Annotated in this window: 21 protein-coding genes; 13 read left to right on the forward strand and 8 right to left on the reverse strand. The window is 57.5% G+C overall.

Annotated elements, in window-relative coordinates:
* Positions 1-22: 22 nt before the first annotated feature.
* Positions 23-259, reverse strand: coding sequence for a sulfurtransferase TusA (tusA, locus tag G7W63_RS07285; RefSeq protein WP_166255432.1), 237 nt, complete (start codon positions 257-259; stop codon positions 23-25).
* A 131-nt stretch (positions 260-390) separates the two neighbouring features.
* Between tusA and G7W63_RS07290 the strand changes: the two genes are divergently transcribed.
* On the forward strand, positions 391-675 hold the full coding sequence (locus tag G7W63_RS07290; RefSeq protein WP_166255435.1) for an antibiotic biosynthesis monooxygenase family protein: 285 nt from the start codon (positions 391-393) through the stop codon (positions 673-675).
* On the opposite strand, the gene rlmM is transcribed toward G7W63_RS07290, so the two are convergent.
* Positions 676-1,752, reverse strand: coding sequence for a 23S rRNA (cytidine(2498)-2'-O)-methyltransferase RlmM (rlmM, locus tag G7W63_RS07295; RefSeq protein WP_166255438.1), 1,077 nt, complete (start codon positions 1,750-1,752; stop codon positions 676-678).
* A gap of 92 nt (positions 1,753-1,844) precedes the next feature.
* Here rlmM and G7W63_RS07300 point away from each other — a divergent pair, with 92 nt between their 5' ends.
* Positions 1,845-3,734: a sensor domain-containing diguanylate cyclase gene (locus tag G7W63_RS07300; protein WP_166255441.1), complete on the forward strand. Its 1,890-nt coding sequence runs from the start codon at positions 1,845-1,847 to the stop codon at positions 3,732-3,734.
* A gap of 1 nt (position 3,735) precedes the next feature.
* Here G7W63_RS07300 and G7W63_RS07305 read toward each other — a convergent pair whose 3' ends face one another.
* Positions 3,736-4,386 (reverse strand): alpha/beta family hydrolase, encoded by a 651-nt coding sequence (locus G7W63_RS07305; RefSeq protein WP_242634346.1) that lies wholly within the window; start codon positions 4,384-4,386, stop codon positions 3,736-3,738.
* Positions 4,387-4,612: 226 nt separating this feature from the next.
* On the opposite strand from G7W63_RS07305, the gene ccoN reads away from it, so the two are divergent.
* From ccoN to G7W63_RS07350, 9 genes are all read left to right on the forward strand, one after another.
* On the forward strand, positions 4,613-6,043 hold the full coding sequence (gene ccoN, locus G7W63_RS07310; RefSeq protein WP_166255444.1) for a cytochrome-c oxidase, cbb3-type subunit I: 1,431 nt from the start codon (positions 4,613-4,615) through the stop codon (positions 6,041-6,043).
* 14 nt (positions 6,044-6,057) lie between these two features.
* Complete coding sequence (gene ccoO, locus G7W63_RS07315) at positions 6,058-6,666, forward strand: cytochrome-c oxidase, cbb3-type subunit II (protein WP_166255447.1); 609 nt, start codon at positions 6,058-6,060, stop codon at positions 6,664-6,666.
* 5 nt (positions 6,667-6,671) lie between these two features.
* Positions 6,672-6,857 carry a cbb3-type cytochrome oxidase subunit 3 gene (locus tag G7W63_RS07320; RefSeq protein ID WP_166255450.1) on the forward strand — a complete coding sequence of 62 codons (186 nt, stop codon included), beginning with the start codon at positions 6,672-6,674 and terminating at the stop codon, positions 6,855-6,857.
* Positions 6,854-7,744 carry a cytochrome-c oxidase, cbb3-type subunit III gene (gene ccoP, locus G7W63_RS07325; protein WP_166255453.1) on the forward strand — a complete coding sequence of 297 codons (891 nt, stop codon included), beginning with the start codon at positions 6,854-6,856 and terminating at the stop codon, positions 7,742-7,744. Before G7W63_RS07320 ends, ccoP begins: the two co-directional genes overlap by 4 nt.
* A 95-nt stretch (positions 7,745-7,839) precedes the next feature.
* On the forward strand, positions 7,840-9,267 hold the full coding sequence (gene ccoG / locus G7W63_RS07330; protein WP_166255456.1) for a cytochrome c oxidase accessory protein CcoG: 1,428 nt from the start codon (positions 7,840-7,842) through the stop codon (positions 9,265-9,267).
* Between the two features lie 61 nt (positions 9,268-9,328).
* Positions 9,329-9,841, forward strand: coding sequence for a FixH family protein (locus G7W63_RS07335; protein WP_166255459.1), 513 nt, complete (start codon positions 9,329-9,331; stop codon positions 9,839-9,841).
* Positions 9,838-12,300 carry a heavy metal translocating P-type ATPase gene (locus G7W63_RS07340; RefSeq protein ID WP_166255462.1) on the forward strand — a complete coding sequence of 821 codons (2,463 nt, stop codon included), beginning with the start codon at positions 9,838-9,840 and terminating at the stop codon, positions 12,298-12,300. The genes G7W63_RS07335 and G7W63_RS07340 overlap by 4 nt, the downstream gene beginning before the upstream one ends.
* A 43-nt stretch (positions 12,301-12,343) precedes the next feature.
* Positions 12,344-12,601: a cbb3-type cytochrome oxidase assembly protein CcoS gene (ccoS, locus tag G7W63_RS07345; protein WP_166255465.1), complete on the forward strand. Its 258-nt coding sequence runs from the start codon at positions 12,344-12,346 to the stop codon at positions 12,599-12,601.
* A complete protein-coding gene (locus tag G7W63_RS07350) occupies positions 12,601-13,290 on the forward strand; it encodes a sulfite exporter TauE/SafE family protein (RefSeq protein ID WP_166255468.1) in 690 nt (229 codons plus the stop codon). Before ccoS ends, G7W63_RS07350 begins: the two co-directional genes overlap by 1 nt.
* Before the next feature lie 12 nt (positions 13,291-13,302).
* Here G7W63_RS07350 and ttcA read toward each other — a convergent pair whose 3' ends face one another.
* Entirely contained in the window at positions 13,303-14,223 is a 921-nt protein-coding gene (ttcA, locus tag G7W63_RS07355) for a tRNA 2-thiocytidine(32) synthetase TtcA (RefSeq protein ID WP_166255471.1), read from the reverse strand.
* Between the two features lie 170 nt (positions 14,224-14,393).
* On the opposite strand from ttcA, the gene G7W63_RS07360 reads away from it, so the two are divergent.
* Positions 14,394-15,098: a DNA-J related domain-containing protein gene (locus tag G7W63_RS07360; RefSeq protein ID WP_166255474.1), complete on the forward strand. Its 705-nt coding sequence runs from the start codon at positions 14,394-14,396 to the stop codon at positions 15,096-15,098.
* A 25-nt stretch (positions 15,099-15,123) separates the two neighbouring features.
* Complete coding sequence (locus G7W63_RS07365; RefSeq protein WP_166255477.1) at positions 15,124-16,215, forward strand: polysaccharide deacetylase family protein; 1,092 nt, start codon at positions 15,124-15,126, stop codon at positions 16,213-16,215.
* A gap of 1 nt (position 16,216) precedes the next feature.
* Here the strand turns inward: G7W63_RS07365 and G7W63_RS07370 are convergent, their stop codons facing one another.
* The 4 genes from G7W63_RS07370 to G7W63_RS07385 all read right to left on the reverse strand — a co-directional run bounded on the left by G7W63_RS07370 (position 16,217) and on the right by G7W63_RS07385 (position 20,985).
* On the reverse strand, positions 16,217-17,344 hold the full coding sequence (locus G7W63_RS07370; RefSeq protein WP_166255480.1) for a MalM family protein: 1,128 nt from the start codon (positions 17,342-17,344) through the stop codon (positions 16,217-16,219).
* 71 nt (positions 17,345-17,415) lie between these two features.
* Positions 17,416-19,041 (reverse strand): OmpP1/FadL family transporter, encoded by a 1,626-nt coding sequence (locus tag G7W63_RS07375; RefSeq protein WP_166255483.1) that lies wholly within the window; start codon positions 19,039-19,041, stop codon positions 17,416-17,418.
* Between the two features lie 37 nt (positions 19,042-19,078).
* Positions 19,079-20,089 (reverse strand): transporter, encoded by a 1,011-nt coding sequence (locus G7W63_RS07380; protein WP_166255486.1) that lies wholly within the window; start codon positions 20,087-20,089, stop codon positions 19,079-19,081.
* A gap of 95 nt (positions 20,090-20,184) precedes the next feature.
* Positions 20,185-20,985: a C39 family peptidase gene (locus G7W63_RS07385; RefSeq protein ID WP_166255489.1), complete on the reverse strand. Its 801-nt coding sequence runs from the start codon at positions 20,983-20,985 to the stop codon at positions 20,185-20,187.
* Between the last annotated feature and the right edge of the window lie 326 nt (positions 20,986-21,311).

A 21,311-nucleotide genomic window follows, 5' to 3' on the forward strand; every position in this document is an offset into this window, starting at 1 on the left:
CGGATACCTTCCTTGATCTACGCTAACCGCCGCGACGGATGTAGTATACGTACTCCGTTTCGGTGTGTTGCTGGGCAACCAGCTCATGGCCGAGGAAGTCGCAGAACCGCAGGATATCTCTGGTGGTGGAAGGATCCGTCGCCGATACCCGCAACACCCTGCCTTCAGGCACCTCAGTTATACGGTTGTGTAGCATCATGACCGGCTCCGGGCAGAAAAGCCCCCGGGCATCCAGTTCCAGGTCGTAAGGCTGACTCATAACTGACTCCTGTGGCGGCCTAAGCCGTTGGTCTGGCGCAATTATGGCAGACTCAGACGCCTGTCGAAACTTGCAGGGCCATGCTAAATTATCGGAAACAGAATAAGCCAGCCATCGTAAAGAGGTGATCCGTGATTCGAGTTTTAATTGAGCGCCACATTGCAGAAACACTTGAGAAAGCCTATGAGGAACGCTCCCGGAGTGTTCTCCGGCAGGCCATTGGCGCCTCAGGGTTTGTGTCAGGTGAAACCCTGGTGAATGCCGACGATCCAAATCACCGCCTGACCCTGTGTAACTGGCGTTCTGTAGCCGACTGGGAGCGCTGGTATCAATCGCCTGTGCGCAGACAATTGCTGAACGAACTGAAGCCCATGATGGACCAAGACGAGCGTATAACGGTCATGATGCAGAGCTGATCAGTCCAGGCGTTCCAGAAAACAGGTAATCTCCTCGCGGTCGTGATAGAGGTGCCGCGCCTTCAAGTGGTACCGGATCCCGGCGCTCTCAAGCGCCTGTTCAATCAGGGCTTTGCAGCTTAGCCACTCATCGTAGCGCTTCTTCATGGGCAGCTTGAGGTTGAAAATACTGTACCGGCACAGCCGGTCAGCGAACCAGCCTGCGATCAGGGTTGACGTCTTGGCGGGCTGGTCAATGATATCGCAGACCAGCCAGTCCACGGCCCGGCGGGGACGCCACCGGAAGCCATCGGCCTCCACATGCTCAACATGCCCGCTGGCCATCAACTCCGGATCCATGGGGCCGTTGTCGACGGCAATGACCAGCATCCCCTGGCGCACCAGTTGGGATGTCCAGCCTCCTGGAGCGGCACCAAGGTCAACCGCCCGCTTGCCCCCGCCCAGCACCTCCAGCCTGCGCTCAGGCGGCAGGAACACTTTCCACGCCTCCGCCAGCTTGAGAGCTGAACGGCTCGGCGCATCTGCCGGCAGTTTCAGTCTCGGTATACCGCCTTCAAAGGGCGAGCGGTTGTCCTTCCGGCTTACGCCCAGAACGGCCGTGCTGAAGTCCGGCAGCAGGATTTCGAGGCGGTTCTGATCTGCTGAAGAATCACCGGCTGACAGCAGACCGGTTTCCCGCAGGGCACGGGACAGGGGCGCGACCCACTTCCGACTGAAGTTGCCAAGGTCGTGGTCATTATTCGCTTCCGGTATACGGACTTCGACCCGGCTGCATGCCGGAAGCCGGGGTCCCGCCTGCTTCAGAACTGCAAGCACTGCTCCGACCCGATCCGATGGGGGCAGTTCCAGGTCGGCAAGCCATGCAAACCAGTCCCGTGCAAAGACCAGCTCGTCCAGTTGAAGCTTCGCCATCAGGTCGAAAGCGGAGTCGGGTCCAGACAGTACAAACCGTATGTAGCCGGCCGCGGGAGAGGCCTGGAAATAGCCATAGACCCCTTTTTGAGCCGCCCTGTCTGTAACCTCACGACCACATTCGGTTTCAAATCCCGAACGGCAAAACACGACCAGTTGGTTCATTATCTACCTTCGCTATATTTATAACTGTTTAACAGCCCCGAGTGAGCGCTTCGGCTACACTTGCGGGCTTCGCACCGAACGGACGCTTTTTCATGCGGTTGTATGCACGTTGCATCGCTCTAGTTCTCCTGTATTTTCTGGCGACCGGAACAAGTCATGGGGTTCTGTCCGAGTCAGCAGCTGACTACGTGCCCTGCATGCCAGGTGAAAGCAGTCGTTCGGGACCCAGCCTGCCTGTTAACGACCCCCAAGCCCGGGAACGGCTGATCAACTATATCTGCTTTGCAGTCGCGCCTGACGGTTCAGAGGCTGCTATTGCAGAAACACCATCTGAGCTGAATGACCAGGTGCTATGGCGGTCCACCTCGGGCAAGGAACTCGTGTTCGCCAACTCCCCGTCCACCTTCTGGTTCAGCCTTTCGGTCCATAACCCGTCCCGGCGAGCCGGACTATGGTACCTGGAACTCAGCTATGCTCCCGTTGACCACCTGGCAATCTGGATCAGTGGCGATAGCAGTCAGAGCCTGATAGAAACCGGCGACAGGACCGAATTTTCGACCCGCGCGGTAGATTACCGTCACTTCCTCGCCCCAGTCGCCCTGGAGGCCGGGGAAAGCAAGACCATTACTCTGCGTATCGAAAGCTCCGGGGCGATCAATGTACCGCTGTTTTTAAAGGAACCTGGCGAATTGATCAGCCAGAGCAACCACAACACGCTGACCAACGGCTTTTTCTATGGCTCCTTATTGATCTTTTCCGTATTCAATCTGCTGTTATTCCTCAGTTCCGGCCGCAGCTACTACTTCTACAACAGCTTTTATATGATTTCGACGGGGCTGTTCCTCTTTGCCATGGGAGGCTTTGCGTTCCAGTATCTTTGGCCTACCAGCCCCTGGCTCGCAAATGCGGCAATACCCATGTCAGAGGCACTGGCAGCCCTCTCAATGGTGCTTTTCGGCCGCTCCTTCCTTGAAATCGACACGAACCAGCGCCGAGTTTCGCTGATTTTGAAAGTATTCGCCATCAGCAGCGTGCTGTTGTTCGGGTTGGCTGTGGTGTTGCCCTATGCCGATGCCATTGTTCTCAACACGCTTTTCGGCCTGATCGTTATAACCAGCCTGCTGATGATCGGTATTGTGCGTTGGCGCCAGGGCTATTCTCCGGCCAAGTGGTATGTTCTGTCCTGGACTCTGGTGCTGGTCGGTACCGGCCTATACGCAATGGCTGCATTCGGACATCTGGGAGACTTCATGGCCCACGAAGTCCTGATGCAGGGCGCCTTTGCTGGCCAGGTCCTGCTGCTCAACTATGCCATGGTGCAGCGCTGGCGCATGCTCAACGACAGACTGCTTGCGGCGGAGCATGATGCCAAGCATGAGCTTGAACTGAAAGTCCACGAACGCACCTCCCAACTGCGGGACACCATGCGGGAACTGGAGCGGGCCAATCGTCAGCTGGCGGAAATCAGTACCCACGACAGCCTGACCGGCCTTCACAACCGACGCTACCTGGACACCACGCTTTCTGATATGTGCGCAGAATCCCGCCGCACCGGACAACCCCTGGCCATGATACTGCTTGATGCGGACCACTTTAAGGTCGTCAATGATACCTGGGGCCACGGTTTTGGCGACCAGTGCCTGCAAAAAATAGCCGAAGTTCTGACACGGCATGTGCGGCGCCCCAGGGACACAGCCACCCGTTTTGGCGGCGAGGAGTTTGCCCTGATTCTGCCGAATACGGACGTAACAGGGGCCGAACGGGTAGCCCAGCGCATCCTGGCGGATATGGCGAGCCTGCCCTTGGCCACACCTGATGGGCAGATTACTCGTATATCACTTAGTGCCGGTGTCGCTGTGCTTGAGGCGGGCGAAAACGAGAACTCGTTATTCGCCAGAGCCGATGATGCGCTCTACCAGGCCAAGGCACTGGGTCGCAACAGGGTCGAGGTGGCGGTTGAAGCAATTGAGCAAGATGATTGATCTACCTCAAATTGCGTTGTGAAAACTCCGCAGCAAGCCGGGCCGCGTCCCTGATCAGGTCCCGTTGAGCCAGCCCCTGTGATTTCAGAGGTTGGAAATCATGGTTACCACCCTCAATCCAGTTCAGTTCAACCTTTGGGCCCAGCGGGGGCTGCTGCCTGACTTCCGCCGGCTTTCCGAAGGGGTCTCTGGTGCCCTGCAGGATGCAGACCGGGATTCTGGCTGCAGCGAGGTGGCCGGTCCGCCAGCGGTCGGGTTTGGCAGGCGGGTGAAAAGGGTAACCAAAACAGATCGCTGCCGCGGCCAGCCGGTCGGCATCGGCTTCAGCCGCGAGCAGGCTTGCAACCCTTCCGCCCATGGATTTGCCTGCCACCAGCAACCGGCAGCCTGGGCCAACACGTTCGTTAGCCGCCAACACCTGATCCCGCAACTCTGCCAGTAATCGCTCCATTCTGGGCGGCGGCTGGCGGCGACCTGTTTCCCTGCGTCGCCTCATGTAGTCAAACTCGAATCGCCAGACGCTTAGCTCCTGGCTAACCAGAGCCCCGGAAAGCTCATTCATGAAACCTGAATCTGCCGGCGCGCCGGCCCCATGAGCCAGCAAAATCACAGTGTTAGCTGAGCCCTCTATCCAGTAATCCGAATCACCCAAGGGTAACCTCCGAAAGGCCGTTTATAAGCGTCAGTTGTAAGCAATTTCTTGGTCGGTCAAAAGCACGATAAGAGCGGCTTTCCCGGTCACTCATAGATGCTTGAAACACGGCCATGTCACTGATTTGAGCGGCATCCTGACTTGACCTGCGTCATTGCAAATGACCCATCATTTCTCCATACTTGCGGCCGCTTCCTCTCCAACTCAGAATCCATCGGTAAGGCATATGAGCACAGTAAATCCAAGTATTACGTACAACTACAAGGTGGTAAGACAATTTGCCATCATGACGGTCGTATGGGGTATCGTGGGAATGTCTCTGGGCGTTCTCATCGCAGCGCAGCTGGTCTGGCCCGCACTCAATTTCGACCTGCCCTTTACCCACTTTGGCAGACTCCGCCCCCTGCACACCAATGCCGTGATTTTCGGTTTTGGCGGCAGCGCCCTGTTTGCCACCTCCTATTATGTTGTCCAGCGTACCTGCCAGGCGCGTCTGTTCTCCGATGGCCTGGCTTCGCTGACCTTCTGGGGCTGGCAATTGGTGTTGGTAGCAGCGGTCATTACCCTGCCCCAGGGCTTTACTTCGACCAAGGAATACGCCGAGCTGGAGTGGCCGATTGATATCCTGATAACCCTGGTCTGGGTAACCTACGCTGTGGTGTTCTTTGGCACCATCATGAAGCGCAAGACGCCGCACATCTATGTAGCGAACTGGTTCTACGGCGCCTTCATTATTACCGTGGCGGTTCTCCATATCGGCAACAACCTTGCGATTCCGGTCGCAGCTTTCAAGTCCTATTCCGTATATAGCGGGGTGACCGACGCCATGATGCAGTGGTGGTACGGCCATAACGCCGTAGGCTTCTTCCTGACTGCCGGCTTCCTCGGCATGATGTACTACTTCGTGCCGAAACAGGCTGATCGCCCGGTTTACTCCTATCGGCTGTCCATCGTCCATTTCTGGGCTCTGATTGCCACCTACGTCTGGGCGGGCGGACACCACCTCCACTACAGCGCACTGCCGGACTGGGCCCAGACAGCAGGCATGGTCATGTCCCTGATCCTACTGGCGCCAAGCTGGGGCGGCATGATCAACGGGATGATGACGCTGTCCGGTGCTTGGCACAAGCTTCGTACCGATCCGATTCTCCGATTCCTGGTGGTATCCCTGTCGTTCTATGGCATGTCCACCTTCGAAGGACCGATGATGGCCATCAAGACCGTCAATGCCCTATCCCACAACACCGACTGGACCATCGGTCATGTCCACTCAGGAGCTCTCGGCTGGGTCGCCATGATCACTATCGGTGCCATTTATCACTTGATCCCCAAGCTGTGGGGCGTTCAGGCCATGTACAGCACAGCCATGATTAACCTGCACTTCTGGCTGGCCACTATCGGCACCGTGCTCTATATCGTTGCCATGTGGGTTAACGGCATCATGCAGGGCCTCATGTGGCGCGCTGTAAATGACGACGGCACCCTGACTTACAGCTTTGTCGAGTCCATGGAGGCTTCAGCGCCGGGGTACCTGGTTCGCATGATTGGCGGTCTGATCTTCCTTTCCGGCATGTTGGTGATGGCTTACAACGTCCGTATGACCATTCGTCAGAAAGAAGCGGTTGCGCTTGACGACGGCGCGGTCCAGGCGGCCTGACAGGGGAAAATGATATGAAACATGAAGTTATCGAAAAAAATATTGGCGTGATGATCGTACTGATCCTCCTGGTTATCAGTGGCGGTTTTCTGGCCGAAGTTGTTCCCCTGTTCTTTCAGAAATCCGTGAATGAACCAGTTTCTGGAATGGAGCCGCTTACAGCCCTGGAGTTTGAAGGCCGTGATATCTACATCCGGGAAGGCTGTCACGTCTGCCATACCCAGATGATACGGCCGTTCCGTGCCGAGACCGAGCGTTACGGTCATTACTCAGTGGCGGGGGAATCGGTTTACGAGCATCCCTTCCTCTGGGGCTCCAAGCGCACCGGTCCGGACCTGGCAAGGGTGGGCGGCCGCTATTCAGATGCCTGGCAACGGATGCATCTCTATGATCCGCGCAGTGTCGTGCCTGAGTCCATCATGCCAGCCTATCCCTGGCTGTTTGACGAAAAAGTCGATCACACACAGACCGCGACCAAGCTCAAGGCGTTCCAGCAATTGGGTGTACCCTACTCGGACGAACAGATTGAGAGCGCTGCCAACGAAGTCGAGGGCAAGTTTGAAATCGAGGCTCTGGTTGCCTACCTGCAACAGCTCGGCACAGTGCTCCCAACCAAGCGGTGATCGAGATGGATATTAACGATTTTCGGGGCATTCACACGCTTCTGGTCATGATCGTTTTTCTGGGTATTTGCTGGTGGGCCTACAGTTCCCACCGCAAGAAACCCAACGACGAGGCAGCCAACCTGCCCTTCGATGACGACGAGATTGATCAGCGCACCCGCGAACAGGACAAGACGGAGAAGAAGCAATGAGTACGTTTTGGAGCATCTGGATCAGTGTGCTCGTGCTCGGTACCATTTTCGGATGCTGGTGGCTATTGTCGGCCACCCGTAAGGGCCAGACCTCGGACAGTGAAACCGAGCGGACAACCGGCCACTCCTTCGATGGCATTGAGGAATACGACAACCCGCTGCCTAAGTGGTGGTACTACCTGTTTATCGGAACATGCGTATTCAGCCTGGGCTACCTGGCGCTGTATCCCGGCCTTGGCAATTTCCAGGGACTGCTGGGCTGGTCCCAGGAAGGCCAGTGGGAAGAAGAGGTTCAGTTGGCCGATGCCCGCTATGGTGAGCTTTACGCTCGCTACGGGGAGGTGCCGATCCCTGAGCTGGCCGAAGTGGAAGACGCCATGCAGATGGGCCAGCGCCTGTTTGCCAACAACTGCGCGGTCTGCCATGGTTCTGCTGCCCGGGGTGCCATCGGCTTCCCCAACCTCACCGACGACGCCTGGCTTTACGGAGGCGAGCCGGAAAACATTGTTGAGACCCTCACCAACGGGCGCCAGGGCAATATGCCGGCAAAAGGCTTCATGCCTGACATGACCTCGACTCAGGTAGACCAGGTCGTCAACTATGTCCTGAGCTTTAGTGGCCGGGAGCGGGACGAAGCCGCCGCCGAGGCAGGTGAAGCTGTGTTTGCCCAAGGTTGTGCCGGCTGTCACGGTGCTGATGCCACAGGTAACCAGTCCATGGGCGCCCCCAACCTGACTGACGACGCCTGGCTCTTCGGTAGCACCTATGAATGGATCGAGGAAACAGTGGTCAACGGCAGGCAGAACCGTATGCCAGCGCAATCCGACCGGCTGAGCGAGGACCAGATACATATCCTTGCCGCCTATGTGTACAGCCTGTCGAACTGACAGGGCCGGGGCCGGCTTGATAGGCCGGCCCCAGTCTCCTGAACCCTTGTCCAGCGTGGCCAGGCTCTAGGAGGCCAGTCTACCGGGAGGTTACAATGACCAGTCAAATACCGGTCAAACAGATAGACCCCGCCAATGATACCTCCAACAATAACAAATCCAGAACCGTTGACCTTTACGCAAGTCGTAAAAAAATATACGTAAAAGAGGTCAAGGGTATTTTTCAGCGTATACGTACCGTCAGCCTCTGGGCATTGATGGGCATGTATTTCCTGTTTTGCTGGGTTACCTTCGATGGTCAGCCGCTGATATATTTTGACTTGCCCGGACGGGAATTCCACCTGTTTGGCGGCACCTTCTATCCGAAAGATTTTATTCTGCTGTCGGGCATGCTCATTATTTCCGCGTTCGGCCTGTTTTTTATCACAACCCTGTTTGGCCGCGTATGGTGCGGTTACACCTGCCCTCAGACCGTCTGGACCTTCATCTTCATGTGGGTGGAGGAGCGCATAGAGGGCAGCCGCAACAAGCGGATGAAGCTGGATAAATCCCCGAACTCAGCCGAGAAAGTCGCCAAAAAGTCAGCAAAACATGCCGTCTGGCTATTGATCGCCTTCGCAACCGGGCTGACATTCGTCGGTTATTTCTACCCGGTTCGGGAACTTAGCGTTGACTTGTTTACCTTACAGGCCAACGGTTGGGCGTATTTCTGGGTGGGCTTCTTTACCGTGGCCACTTATATGAATGCAGGCTGGATGAGAGAGCAGGTATGCCTCTACATGTGCCCCTATGCCCGCTTTCAGTCGGTCATGCTGGACGAGGATACCCGGGTAGTGTCCTACGACCCGCATCGTGGCGAACCACGAGGGCACCGCAAGAAGTCGGTTACGCCGGAAGAAGCGGGTCTTGGGGATTGCATCGACTGCGGCATGTGCGTTCAGGTCTGCCCGACCGGCATTGATATCCGCGACGGCCTGCAGTACGAGTGCATTGGCTGTGCCCTGTGTATCGATGCCTGCGATGAAGTGATGGAAAAGATGGATTACCCGAAAGGGTTGATCCGCTACGCGACAGAGCATGAACTTGAGGGCAAGCCGTCAAAACTGTTGCGGCCCAGAACGTTCGGGTACGGCGTGGTGCTGCTGTTAATGATAGCAGCCATGGTATTTACGCTCCTGACACGGGTCCCGGCACAGCTTGATGTCCTGCGGGACAGGGGTGCCTTGTACCGAATGAATGGCCAGGGACTGATCGAAAACTCCTATACCGTCAAACTGGTAAACATGACCGAAGTGCCCCAGACATTTGAGCTTTCGGTATCGGGCCTGGAGACGCTCACAATCGTTGATAACAAGGAAATTGAGGTCGCCGCGGGCGCCAACCGCACGGTGCCGACAGTCGTTGAGGCCAGCCCCGCGGCTATCGACCAGAGTAATAACACCATTGAGTTCCGCGCCGCTTCAAAGTCGGACGAGACCCTGGTACTGGAAGTCGAAAGCCGCTTTGTAGGCCCTGAGCGCTGAGATCTTTAGCCGGATATTTCCGGGCCCGTGTGGCCCGGGCTGACATTCAAGAGACAAGTCTATGACCACAGAAAATACCGTCGCGCCCTGGTACCGCCAGCCCTGGTTCTGGTTCCTGCTTATCTTCCCCGGTGCATCGATCATCTGGTGCACGATTGCCATCACCGTGGCGATGAATAGCAATAATTCCATGGTGACGGATGATTACTCGAAAGAAGGGCGAGGCATCAATATGGAAATAGCCCGTGACCAGAAAGCCATTGACCTTAACCTGCAGGCCGGCCTTAGCTTTACTGATGCCGAGCTGCGGCTGGCCATTGAAGGCCCCGCTGACCAGCGTCAGGCCCCCTACCTGATTCTGAACCTGTACCATCCGACCCTGGATACCCGCGACCGTACCATCCAGTTGCAGCAGACCGGAATCGGTCAATACAGGGCCGAACTGCCCCGCAATCTTGATGGGCGCTGGTACCTGGATCTCCGGGGCCCTTCAAACGACTGGCGTCTCAAGGGCGAGGTCACCCTTCCAGCCACTTCCACGCTGAACCTGGAAGCGGCAGCAAACAAGGGGTGAGCACCAGCACCTGCTACCACTGCGGGGAGCCTGCCCTGGGCTCTCCGCCGATAACTCTTGGCGTTGGTGACGAGCAGCAGAACTTCTGTTGCTACGGCTGTAAGGCGGTATTCGAAACCATAGAGGCTGAAGGCCTGACCGGATTTTACCGGCACCGTACCGAGCAGGCGCTCACGCCCAGAGCACTGACGGAGTCTGAGCGGGAACAGATCAGGGAGCTGGACCATCCGCTGGTTCAGAAATCCTTTGTGGTGCCGGTGAAAGCGGGACTGGAAGCCCAGTTGCTAATCGAGGGGATCACCTGTGCGGCCTGCATCTGGCTGATCGAGAATCACCTGGGGCAACGTCCGGGTGTGATCGCCTTTTCCGTCAACCACAGCACCCAGCGGGCACGTCTTGTGTGGTCACCGGAACAGACCACCCTGAGCAACCTGTTGCTTGCTATCCACGAACTGGGTTATCGGGCCAGGCCCTTCCAGCCGGATGAGGCTGAGCGCGCGCTGCAGGCCGAGAAGCGTTCCGCGCTAATCAGGCTGTGTGTGGCGGGCATCGGTTCCATGCAGACGATGATGCTGGCGTTTCCCCTCTATTTTGAGCTGGTCAGCGACCTGTCAGGCGACTTCATTCAGCTATTCCGCTGGTTCAGCCTGCTGGTGGCAACACCGGTGGTGCTATACAGCGCCCGGCCTTTCTTCAGCAATGCCCTGAGGGATATCAGAACCCGCCACCTGACCATGGACGTGCCAGTCGCCGTCGCCATTGGTCTGGCTTACACTGCCAGCGCCTGGGTGACGGTATTTGGTGGTGAAGAAGTCTATTTTGAGTCGGTCTGCATGTTTACTTTCTTTCTCGCCCTGGGCCGTTACATTGAAATGCAGGCCCGCTACCGAGCCGGACTGACCGGTAATGCTCTGGGGTCGGTACAACCTGCGGTTGCCTCTGTGGTCCGGGCTGGTGGCGAAACCGAGGTGGTGCCGGTGCACGAGCTGGTGGAGGGCGACCTGATCCGGGTCAAGCCCGGCGAGACCCTGCCGGTGGACGGGGAGATTACGGCTGGCCGGTCGACCCTGAATGAGGCGGCCCTCACCGGCGAGTACCTGCCAGAAACGAGGCAACCGGGTGACCCCGCCCACGCCGGCAGCATCAATGGCGAAGGGCCCCTGACCGTACGTGTGCTGCGAACCGGCGCCAAAACAAGGCTGTCGGGCATCCTGCGAATCCTGGACAGGGTCCAGTCAGAAAAAGCCCCGGCCGCTAGAATGGCCGACCGCATTGCCAAGGTCTTTGTAAGCCGGGTCCTCATCATAGCGCCGATGGTATGGCTCGGGTGGTGGTACGTCGGCGCCGACAATGCTTTCGACATCACCCTTTCGGTGCTGGTGGTGACCTGCCCCTGCGCGCTATCACTGGCAACTCCGACCGCGATAACAAGCGCAACCATGCGGCTTCGCAAGCTCGGCTTCCTGCCCACCCGCGCTCATACCCTGGAGTCCCTTGGCACCGTTGATACGGTGGTATTCGACAAAACCGGTACCCTGACCGAAGGAGAACTGCGCCTGATACGCACCCAGACCTTCGCAGAGCTGGACGCAAACCAATGCCTGGCACTGGCCGCAGGGCTGGAACAGTATTCAGAACATCCCATCGCCCAGGTCTTCAAAAACCAGAAGCCGGCTGTTACCACTGACGTGACAAACCATATCGGCGATGGTCTTGCGGGCAAGACAGCTGGTAATCGCAATGTCTATATCGGGCATGCCGAGTTTGTGGCATGTCACACCAGTCATTCCTTGCCCTCCTGGCGCAGCGATGCAGGCCTTGAGATCTGGCTTGCGGACGACGAGGGCTGGCTCGCCTGCTTCGTGCTGGACGACTCGCCGCGTCAGGACGCGGTCCAGACCGTCGCTGCTCTGCAGGCCCAGGGCATTCGCACTGTGTTACTGAGCGGCGACCGCTCCGGCCATGTAGCCCGCATTGGTGCCCTGCTGAACATTGACGAAGCGATCGGGCAGGCTTCGCCAGAGCGCAAGCTGGAGGTTCTGGAATCCTTAAAGCAGCAGGGACGCACCATCATGATGGTGGGTGATGGGCTAAACGATCTGCCTTCAATGGCAGGAGCAACCGTGTCGGTGGCCATGGGCTCGGCGGCCGACCTTACCCGACTCAAGGCTGACGCTGTCCTGCTCAATGGCCAGCTTCGTCAGCTATTGGCAGCACTGGATATAAGCCGGCGGACCCGGGTCGTTATCCGGCAGAATATGGCCTGGGCCCTGGGCTACAATCTCTGCGCCCTGCCCCTGGCTGCTGCCGGGCTGGTTCCGCCCTGGCTTGCGGCCATCGGTATGTCAGCCAGTTCACTGCTGGTGGTGCTGAATGCTCTCCGGCTGGGGAAAGACCGCTCCACAGTGGCCGCTGCACCGGCGCAACCCGCGCTTGTTGGCGCCGGCCCCGCAGGCTGATAATTTGGTCGTGGTCCGACCCTGAAACACGAGGACAGGTTTTATGAAAATCGTTTTTATACTCGTCCCCATCACTCTGGTCCTGGTCGCGCTGGGTATTCTGCTGTTTTCCTGGGCCGTCCGGAATGGTCAGTACGACGACCTCGACGGCCCTGCTCACCGCATCCTGTACGACGATGACAAGGACATGATTCCTGACGATGCGCGCCAGGACAAGCCGGCACACGGCAAAATCCAGCCACCGGAGGGCCCCGCTGAGCAGAGTAGCGAAGCAGGCGCCCGGGAAAAGCCCGACCAGTAGTGGACGCGCCCCTTTACCTCAGTTATTCCAGCGCGTTTTTAATCGGCCTGTTGGGCAGTACCCACTGCCTCGGGATGTGTGGCGGCATCAGTGCGTCTCTTTCCATGGCGCTGCCTGTTGGGCCCGGTTTCAGGTGGCGCCAGACCCTGATGCTGCTGTGCTTCAATGGGGGGCGCATTGGAAGTTACGTGCTGCTGGCCACCCTGATTGCCCTGCTGAGCAACTCGGCAACGGAGCAATGGGCACTGCTTGGCCCGGCGCTGCGAACGGTGGCGGGGCTCTTGCTGATTGCCATGGGGCTGTCCATGGCCCAGTGGTGGCAGGGCATCCGGCGGGTAGAACGGGTGGGAGCACCAGTCTGGCGCCGGCTTTCACCTTTAACCCGGCACTTCATACCTGTGAAGCGTCCCGGCCAGGCACTGGCGCTGGGCTCTTTGTGGGGCTGGCTTCCCTGCGGCCTGGTCTACAGCACGCTGGGCTGGGCTGCGCTCCAGCCCTCAGTGCCAAGCGCCGCGCTGACCATGTTCTGTTTTGGCCTGGGCACACTTCCTTCGATGTTCGCTACCGGTTACGCCGCCACCTGGATCAAACGCCTGCGCCAGCACCGGTATTTCCGCCAGCTTGCCGGGGTTCTGCTGATCGCCTTTGGGCTGTGGACCTTGCCGTTTATGGCTCTGCTCCACCACTAGCGACCTGTTCGGTTAAAGATTGAGAACGTCCAGCTGTTCATAACCCGGTGTCTCCGTCTTTGCTGTCTTGGCGCCTGCGTCCCGGAGCCTGTTAGCGGTAAAATCGTACAGCTGCGGATCAGCCAGATGTGAAGGCGCGACGTTGCAGACCGAACGGAACATGGCTTCCAGTCGGCCCGGATGCTGTTTATCCCAGCCCTGTAGCATGTCCTTGACCATCTGGCGCTGAAGGTTTTCCTGGGAGCCGCACAGGTTGCACGGAATGATCGGGTAGCCCTGCAGCTCGGCGAAGCGTGCCAGATCTTTCTCCCGGCAGTAGGCCATAGGCCGGATCACAACATTGCGGCCGTCATCACTGTGGAGCTTGGGCGGCATGGTCTTGAGAGTGCCGCCGTGGAACATGTTGAGAAACAGTGTCTCAAGCAGGTCGTCCCGGTGGTGGCCGAGGGCGATCTTGGTGACACCGTGGGCCTCAGCGAAATTATAGAGAATGCCACGACGTAGACGGGAACACAGTCCGCAGGTGGTTTTCCCCTCGGGAATCTTATCCTTGACGATGCTGTAAGTGTCTTTCTCGATGACGTGGTACTCAACACCCAAGCCCGCCAGATACTCGGGCAGAACATGCTCTGGAAAACCTGGCTGTTTCTGGTCCAGGTTGACCGCGATGACCTGGAAAGAAACAGGGGCACTTTTCTGAAGCGCCAGCAGTATATCGAGCATGGCGTAGGAGTCCTTGCCACCGCTCAGACAGCACATGACCTTATCCCCTGCTTCAATCATGGCGAAATCAGCGATCGCCTGCCCGACTTCCCGCCGCAGTCGTTTATATAGCTTCCCGTGCTCAAGCTTTTGGTTGGGTCCGGGAAAGGGCTGAGTACCAGAGAAGGCCTTAGTGACCGTAAGCTCCGGCGAAACAATAGATTCAGACATAGGGCATCAGTACAGGTATAGGAGAATGGCGTGATGTGCACAGGGCACGACTGCGAGGATTATACTGGAGCACGCAGCCTGCCGTCACATACCACAGCCTGCAGAGGGCGATAAACGCAGGAATCGCCGGACACTTCCCTTAGCTTCGGGGGTGGCATACCATTGCAGCCATGACTTCTGCTCCCGTCCCACCTCGCTGCCGTGCCCCGGCTGACAGACGCGCCCCTTCAGACACCACCACAGACGCCACGACGGGACTGGACGTTGAGCTGCGAGCTGCTCTCGGGCAGCAGGTCCAGCACATGATGGTTGCGGTAGAGGCTACTCTACGGGCGCATCCGAAAGGGCTCTCGGAGTTGGCTCTTATTAAAACCCTTCAGTCTCCGCCCTGGCAGTTATTCGGTAAAGTTGATTTCAGCGATCCCGCCCGGCTTTACCCCGTGCACTTTCTGACTTTTCACGTCCTGTACCGCCTTAGGGAGGAATTGGTCGAAGCCGAGCAGCAACTCGAGATCTCGCCCTTGCTGATTCAGCTTCGACGGAATCCGGTTGTTGCCGGCCAGGGCCCGCCAGCCCACACCGACAAACTCCGGAGCTTTTATCTGGACCTCGAACAATACTCGCTGTCCGAGAGCAGTATCAGCCAGATGATGAAAGACTTCTGGTCAGGTGGCACTGATGTACGGCCTGACCGATCTGAAGCTTTTGCCGCCGCCGAAGTGATCGGGTTCGATTATCTCCCGGACAACCTTGACGAGGTAAAATACCGCTTTCGTCGTGCCGTCATGCGGGCGCACCCGGATCGTGGTGGGAACACGGAGGAGGTCCAGGTGCTTAACGAAGCATTCAGCACCCTGCGGCTTTATTTCAACTGACGTTACGTACCAAGTAGGACTGTTCATGGTTCAATTTCCGCAAGCCAACGAGGTCTCTTCAAAGGGGCTCAACCTGTCCCGTGCCTGGCAGACCACGAAAAGAACAATCGCAGCTTCGGTACTGCTGTTGCTCGTGAGCACCCCTGTGCATCCGGACCTGGTTATTTTGCAGTACCACCATGTCAGCTCATCCACACCCGCATCCACCAGCACCACCCCCGCCCTTTTCCGGGCCCAACTGGAAATGATCGAACGTCTCGGGCTTGAGGTCGTCCCGCTGGACAAAGGTACAGGAGACGCGCTGGAAGGCAGACTTGACGAGCGCCAGCAGGTGGCGATTACCTTTGACGATGCGTACAGCTCCGTGTGGGATACCGCCGCACCCATTCTGGAGGAGTTTGGTTATCCCTTCACCGTTTTCGTCAACACCGGCGCCATCGGTCGACGGGACTACATGACCTGGGAACAGCTGGGCACCTGGGCGGAAAAGCCTGAGGTTCTGATAGCAAACCACAGTGAAGACCACGGCCACCTGCCCCAGAAACCCGATGAATCCAACAGGCACTGGCGGCAACGCATAGAGGCCAGTCTGGACAAGGCCCAGGCCGAACTTGAGAAAAGGCTGGGTAAAGCGCCGCCGTTATTTGCGTACCCCTACGGCGAGTTCGATGACAAGCTCGAGGCTGCGATAGCCAAGCGGGGCTGGCTGGGTTTTGGCCAGCAGTCGGGTCCTGTTGGAGATACGTCGGTTGCAACGCGTGTGCCCCGATTCCCCGTGGCCACCTCGTTTGGCCAGCTCGACACTCTGGAGACCAAGCTGAGAAGTCGCGCCCTCCCTGTACCGGGCGACGACCTTCCAAGCGGTGTGCTCGAGGATAACCCGCCCAGACTGAGCCTGACGCTGCCGGATAATCTGGACTCCGGGCGCCTCAACTGTTTTGCTTCGGGCCAGGGCCGGATTCCGGTTGAGACTGGAGCTAAAGGCCGGGTGGACGTCCAGGCAGACAATGAGTTTTCATCCCGGCGCCTGCGCTACAACTGCACCTACCCGCTGAAAGACGGCGTCTATTACTGGCTCTCTCACCAATGGGTGGACCTAAGTAGACCGGAAGACTGATTCAGGGCTCGATTTCAGTGATACTGATCAGGCCATGCTGGCGATGCGTGAGCGCCTGTGGTCCGCGACGGGTTTCGAAAACGGTCTGGCCAGCCAGATCCTCGGCCCGGGTGAAAATCAGCAGCCATCGTTCGCCCCGCTGGGGAAACACTGGCACGAACGCCTCTGTATAGCCCTGCCTGGCCCAGCTTTCAGGCGTAAAGCTGGTCACCATGTCGGTAACCAGTCTTAACGGCGTCATATTACTGTCGAGAAAAGCAAGGGAAGGCACAAAGAGCCCATCGGTAGCATAGGAGCGCAGACGCATCACAAAGCTGTCGCTGCTGGACTCCGCCGGCAGCAGCACCAGGCGATAGCTGCTGCCCCCCGACGTAAAGTCGTATTGGCCACCTTCAGGCGCAAGATCGACCTGAAACTCCCGGCCGGAGGACCAGGGCACCACATCGGAAACCGGAAGGTTGTCACAACAACTGCGGCGCCACTTATCAAACAAGGTCTCGCCAGCGGGTGCGATACCCAGCACTGCAAACGCTTCCGGCTCATCAGGCTCAGCCCGGGCCCATTGCCCTTGTGCAGGAGACGGGGTTTTGGTCGCATCTTCGGGGCGCTGGTAGACGCTGGCGGGCGTCAGCGTGACGGGTTCCCGTATCAGACCCTTTTCCACATCCGATCGCATGTCGGGACGATAGTAGCTCGCTCTTATCTGGCCCTGGGCGTCCTGCCAGGTGTAATACGGCATCGGGTCCCCGGGCCTGACAAAGCCGGCGGCCTCCAAGGCGTTACCGTCCGGGAAGTTTTCCATATTGAATTCATCCCGCGGAGTCCCGTCGCCCGCGGAGGTTGCAGCTGATCCGGATGCTTCGGTAGTGGCGGGCTCTGGGGATTCCTTCGACGCCCTCGCCTCGCCCCGAGTTCCCGTGGAGTCGGCCGCTTTCGCTTCCTCCGATTGTTCAGATTTGTCCTCGGGGTTTTTATTCTGTTCCCGGGGCACACGGGTGGACTGGAGCTGGCCGGACGCATCCACCCAGGTGTAGTAGCCTTCCCTGTCAAGAAGGGGGGCTCCCTGCTGACAGCCTGTCAATATCACCAGCCCTGCCAGCAATGGAGGGCCGAAGTACCTGGTCGTCATTTTCATAATATCCGGCCATAAACCTTCTGCCGGCTGGCCTGTGCCCGATACGGAAGGTTCAGAACTTTTGTTCAGAACTTTGTTCGGAAGCTCAGACCGGCGGCGGCAAAGCGGAAAGACGTTTTAACGTCCAGTCCGGCATAGGGGTTGTAGATAATATTGGTGATATTGTCACAGTTCAGGTTGCAACTGCCATTGGCCGGTATCTCTTCAATAGACTGCATGTAGCTTAGATGCATGTCCACTCGAGTATCCTTGTCCCACTGATACCCCATCCCTACGCTGTAAAGACTGGCGTCGCCTATAGGCGCCATGATCTGTCTCTGATCATCCGGTATGACCGAGTCTCTTATCTCGACCCCAAACCTGAGATCAAGCCTTGATGAGGCATGGATCTCAAGCCCGAACCCGTAGTTCCATACATCTGTCATACCCAGGGGTAACTTGAGGGAGTCTGAGGTCGCATTGTCGGGGGATAGTATGCGTGCCGCATTCAGGAACTCCAGATTCCTGTCAAACTGCAGGTTCAGGGCGTCCCACTGGCTGTAGTCGGTCCAGCCTACATCGGCATTGATGGTTAGCAGACGGTGAACATCGATACTGACACCTGTCTGGAAGTGCTGGGGATACGTCAGATCCAGTGAGACATTACCTGACTCCCGCGGAGCACCTGAGGGCAGGCTCAGTATCGCTGAACCGATGGCGCCCAGAATGGAGCTGTTAACGCTCTGCCAGAAGCCCGACCAGTCGTCGGTGTACTCGATGTTGAAGCTTCCCTTCAGGTTCATATCGGCTTCGGAGGTGTAACTCGCACCCCAGTTGAACCAGTCCGTAGGCTCCCACATTACCCCTAACGCATAGGTTGGCGATAACGATTCCTGCACATCCAGGCTTAGCGCACCAATCTCGTCCCAAGGCCCGACGTTACCACCGCAAAGAGCAATCCAGGGAGCCAGCGGTTCATCCCCCGACTCACAATTAAACGCATCCTGAAGTACTTCCGCCACCCCCATCAGAAGGTTGGGCGCGCGCATGACCTGATCTGCCGCCACACCCATGTGGGACAGGTGAATCCCGGCACCGACAGACCACTCGTCGTTGATCTTGTAGCCCACGCTGGGAGACAGATAGGTCACCCGCTGCAAGGCGGTCGCCTTGGGCATGAAACGTCCAGGATCATCACTGTCTCGAACATAGCCGGCGACAAATGGCAGGTAAAAGGCATTGGCAAAGGTAAGCTTTGAACCAGGCTCATTCAGGCTGATGCCACCCGAGGGAGCAACAGCGGGTCCCGGAGGCAGTCTCTGGATACCCAGGCCGGGAACATATAGGGCAGCGGTGTTGGTGTGACTGTGGGTATTGGCCACCGGGTCCCGCTGTTCTCCGGTCAGCGGGTCGATTTCGAGGCCATCAATGCCAAATATTTCATAGCCTTCGGGCGCGTAGAAATCCGCGTCGATATCCAGGTAAACGGAAGTAATGTTGACCTCAAGCTGTCGGCCATCAAGCTTGGTCAGACCTGCCGGATTGTAATGGATGGCCATGACACCAGGCGGATCCGCCGTAACGGCGTTGCCTAAAGCCAGCGCTTTTGGGTGATTGACCAGATTCTGACCCAGCTGTGCCTGGGCGCTGCAGGTAACCACGGACGCGGCAATAGCTCCGAGCAGACGTTTTCTGTGTGCGGTTAATTCCATGACGTTCGTTCCTTCCCCAATAACGTCTCCAGTACCATCAGTCTTTCAGGCCAGAGATATTGATGGGCAGGGAAACACCCAGGGAGAAGTCCGGGGCATCCTCGGTAAGACCAATACCGACGCTGGTATTGATGATGGTGGTATCGCTGATCCTGGTACCGAGGGACATGCTGAGGAACCCGGTCATCTGGTCTTGGGCAACCGCCTGGTCACCATTTCGGAACGTGAGGACAGTCTCGTCGGTGTAACTGAGCTGAGCTGAGATACTTAGCGAAATATCGTAGGAAAGCGAGTAGGCAAACCCGAGGGAACCGGATAGGCCGAACCCAGGCTCAACCTCTTCAAGAAGGCGTCCGCCACGAACCTGTTCCAGATCATCCACGGGCATGTTGTAGGCAAGACTCAGGGAGCCGAATAGCACGACCGGGTCGAGCACCTTGGAGGCACTGGCGCCCCCGGTAATCGAGTAGTAGCCGCTGCCAGACGAAAGCTGCTCATTGACATCGATCTCATAGGGACTGGTGCCGGTCTTGGTACTTAAGGTGCCGAACAGGGTCGTGGAGATCTTGCCGGGCACATAGGCCAGGGGCTGCCATCGGGCTGTGAAGGAGACATCGCCGATGTCGTAGAGGCTGAGCTCATCCTGAGTGTCATACTTGACCACCAGGGGGATTCGGGTACCGACCGTCAGGTTATCCTTGAAACCATAGTCATAGGAGAACGAGTTGGTGAAATTATGGGTCGCTGACGGAACAACGTCGATGTTACGGATGGAGCCGTCCGTGATGGCAAGATCAAGCCTCTGGTCGCCGGTGTAGGAATAGTCAAAGGAATAGTTCAGCGAGTGCACCCCTTCCTGCTGGAGGGAGTAGTTTTTCTCGGCGGCCTGGAAAACTTCCTCAAGCTGACGGGAAGAGTCTTCGTCCTCTTCCTGCTGTGCCAGCGCATCACGGGCTTTGTCGACCGTGGATTCGTCCTGTGCCCACCCAATAGCCGGAAGGCCGGCCACGGAACAGAGGAGAAAACCTCGCATTAACCAACGATTCATCCCAGCTCCCTTTTTGTAATTGTCATGATAATGATCGCTCCGCCATGCCGGCATTCATGCACAGCATCATGTCTTCTGGCCCAACTCGGGCCCCATTAATTGCGGCGATAATGCAATTGCTTGCGCGTATTTTCCGCTTCGCCGTCCGGATTGTTTTTCTGACGTTCCAGGAGGTTCTGAATGCGTCTTTCCGTGGACTCATAGAACTCCGGTAACTGCTGGCGCATGAGCATTGTCAGCGTCTGGTCATCGACATACCGCAGGTCTTCCTCTTTCAGTTCCAGGGAGTCAAAGGGCTTGTCGCCGCCAGGGAAGACAATGAACAGGACGTTGTCGTCCCACTTTTCTGCAAACTGGGCAAGAGTGAACGAATAGTTGCCGACCGCCGGATCAGCGATGAACACACGACCGTCGCGTATGGCCCTGAGAACCACAAAATGCTTAAAGCCCGCGTGATTTATGGGCACGATGGCCGGATGGTCAAGTTCCATAAGATCATCAATGTTGGCGCGAAAGCCGCCTGCGGGGTAACCGAGGGCGGTCACCAGCCGTTTCATGTCGAGCATGGAGAAGGCCCTGCGCTCGACAATGCGCTCGCTCTCACCATAGTGCAGCAGCCCCTCCATCACCTGACGCTCGTTCAGGTCACGGCCCAGGTAGTACTTGAGAACTGTGGTCAGGGCGGCACTGCCGCAGCTGTAGTCGTAGGCCTGTCGAACGATATTGCGGAATTTCTGTTCGATGAGAGGTTCAACCCGACGATCCAGACGAAACTCAGTGGGGGTGTTGTCGATTTTCTGTTCGATAATAACGGTACCCCGAGGATGGGGCTCAACAACAGTCGCTTCCTGCACCATTGCGAAGGTCAACATCGATCCTGCCAGCACCAGCAACATGATTTGAGGACATCCTTTGTTATCGTCCGGTAAAGGTGAGCTACAAAAGCCCCGACTCAGCCTTTCAGATGCAGACTGTGCGCCTGCCAGCTTTCCTGAGCCAGGCACTGCCTGGGCCCAACGGCAATTCTGTTCTTGTAACAGCTCTCAGTAATGGCTCAGTTTCAGCATCAGCTCGATTTCGTTAACAGGCCTGTTTGATAATGTGGGTGTCTAGAAACCGAACACATCGCCGTTACATCTTGTTACGGTAAGATACCGGATAAGCAGAACCCTGAAAGATAACTGTGCCTCAAATCTGTTCCAGCAAAAGAGGCCCTAAGGGC

The sequence above is a fragment of the Marinobacter salicampi genome (genome assembly GCF_011074795.1).
In the GTDB taxonomy this organism is placed as follows: domain Bacteria; phylum Pseudomonadota; class Gammaproteobacteria; order Pseudomonadales; family Oleiphilaceae; genus Marinobacter; species Marinobacter salicampi.

What these genes read in the sequence shown, in the direction of transcription:
- G7W63_RS07300 (WP_166255441.1), top strand. Translation starts at nt 1,845, where the DNA reads ATGCGGTTGTATGCACGTTGCATCGCTCTAGTTCTCCTGTATTTTCTG.
- ccoN (WP_166255444.1), top strand. Translation starts at nt 4,613, where the DNA reads ATGAGCACAGTAAATCCAAGTATTACGTACAACTACAAGGTGGTAAGA.
- ccoP (WP_166255453.1), top strand. Translation starts at nt 6,854, where the DNA reads ATGAGTACGTTTTGGAGCATCTGGATCAGTGTGCTCGTGCTCGGTACC.
- rlmM (WP_166255438.1), bottom strand. Translation starts at nt 1,752, where the DNA reads ATGAACCAACTGGTCGTGTTTTGCCGTTCGGGATTTGAAACCGAATGT.
- tusA (WP_166255432.1), bottom strand. Translation starts at nt 259, where the DNA reads ATGAGTCAGCCTTACGACCTGGAACTGGATGCCCGGGGGCTTTTCTGC.
- ccoO (WP_166255447.1), top strand. Translation starts at nt 6,058, where the DNA reads ATGAAACATGAAGTTATCGAAAAAAATATTGGCGTGATGATCGTACTG.
- G7W63_RS07375 (WP_166255483.1), bottom strand. Translation starts at nt 19,041, where the DNA reads ATGGAATTAACCGCACACAGAAAACGTCTGCTCGGAGCTATTGCCGCG.
- ccoS (WP_166255465.1), top strand. Translation starts at nt 12,344, where the DNA reads ATGAAAATCGTTTTTATACTCGTCCCCATCACTCTGGTCCTGGTCGCG.
- ccoG (WP_166255456.1), top strand. Translation starts at nt 7,840, where the DNA reads ATGACCAGTCAAATACCGGTCAAACAGATAGACCCCGCCAATGATACC.
- G7W63_RS07320 (WP_166255450.1), top strand. Translation starts at nt 6,672, where the DNA reads ATGGATATTAACGATTTTCGGGGCATTCACACGCTTCTGGTCATGATC.
- G7W63_RS07365 (WP_166255477.1), top strand. Translation starts at nt 15,124, where the DNA reads ATGGTTCAATTTCCGCAAGCCAACGAGGTCTCTTCAAAGGGGCTCAAC.
- G7W63_RS07380 (WP_166255486.1), bottom strand. Translation starts at nt 20,089, where the DNA reads ATGAATCGTTGGTTAATGCGAGGTTTTCTCCTCTGTTCCGTGGCCGGC.
- ttcA (WP_166255471.1), bottom strand. Translation starts at nt 14,223, where the DNA reads ATGTCTGAATCTATTGTTTCGCCGGAGCTTACGGTCACTAAGGCCTTC.
- G7W63_RS07360 (WP_166255474.1), top strand. Translation starts at nt 14,394, where the DNA reads ATGACTTCTGCTCCCGTCCCACCTCGCTGCCGTGCCCCGGCTGACAGA.
- G7W63_RS07370 (WP_166255480.1), bottom strand. Translation starts at nt 17,344, where the DNA reads ATGACGACCAGGTACTTCGGCCCTCCATTGCTGGCAGGGCTGGTGATA.
- G7W63_RS07335 (WP_166255459.1), top strand. Translation starts at nt 9,329, where the DNA reads ATGACCACAGAAAATACCGTCGCGCCCTGGTACCGCCAGCCCTGGTTC.
- G7W63_RS07385 (WP_166255489.1), bottom strand. Translation starts at nt 20,985, where the DNA reads ATGTTGCTGGTGCTGGCAGGATCGATGTTGACCTTCGCAATGGTGCAG.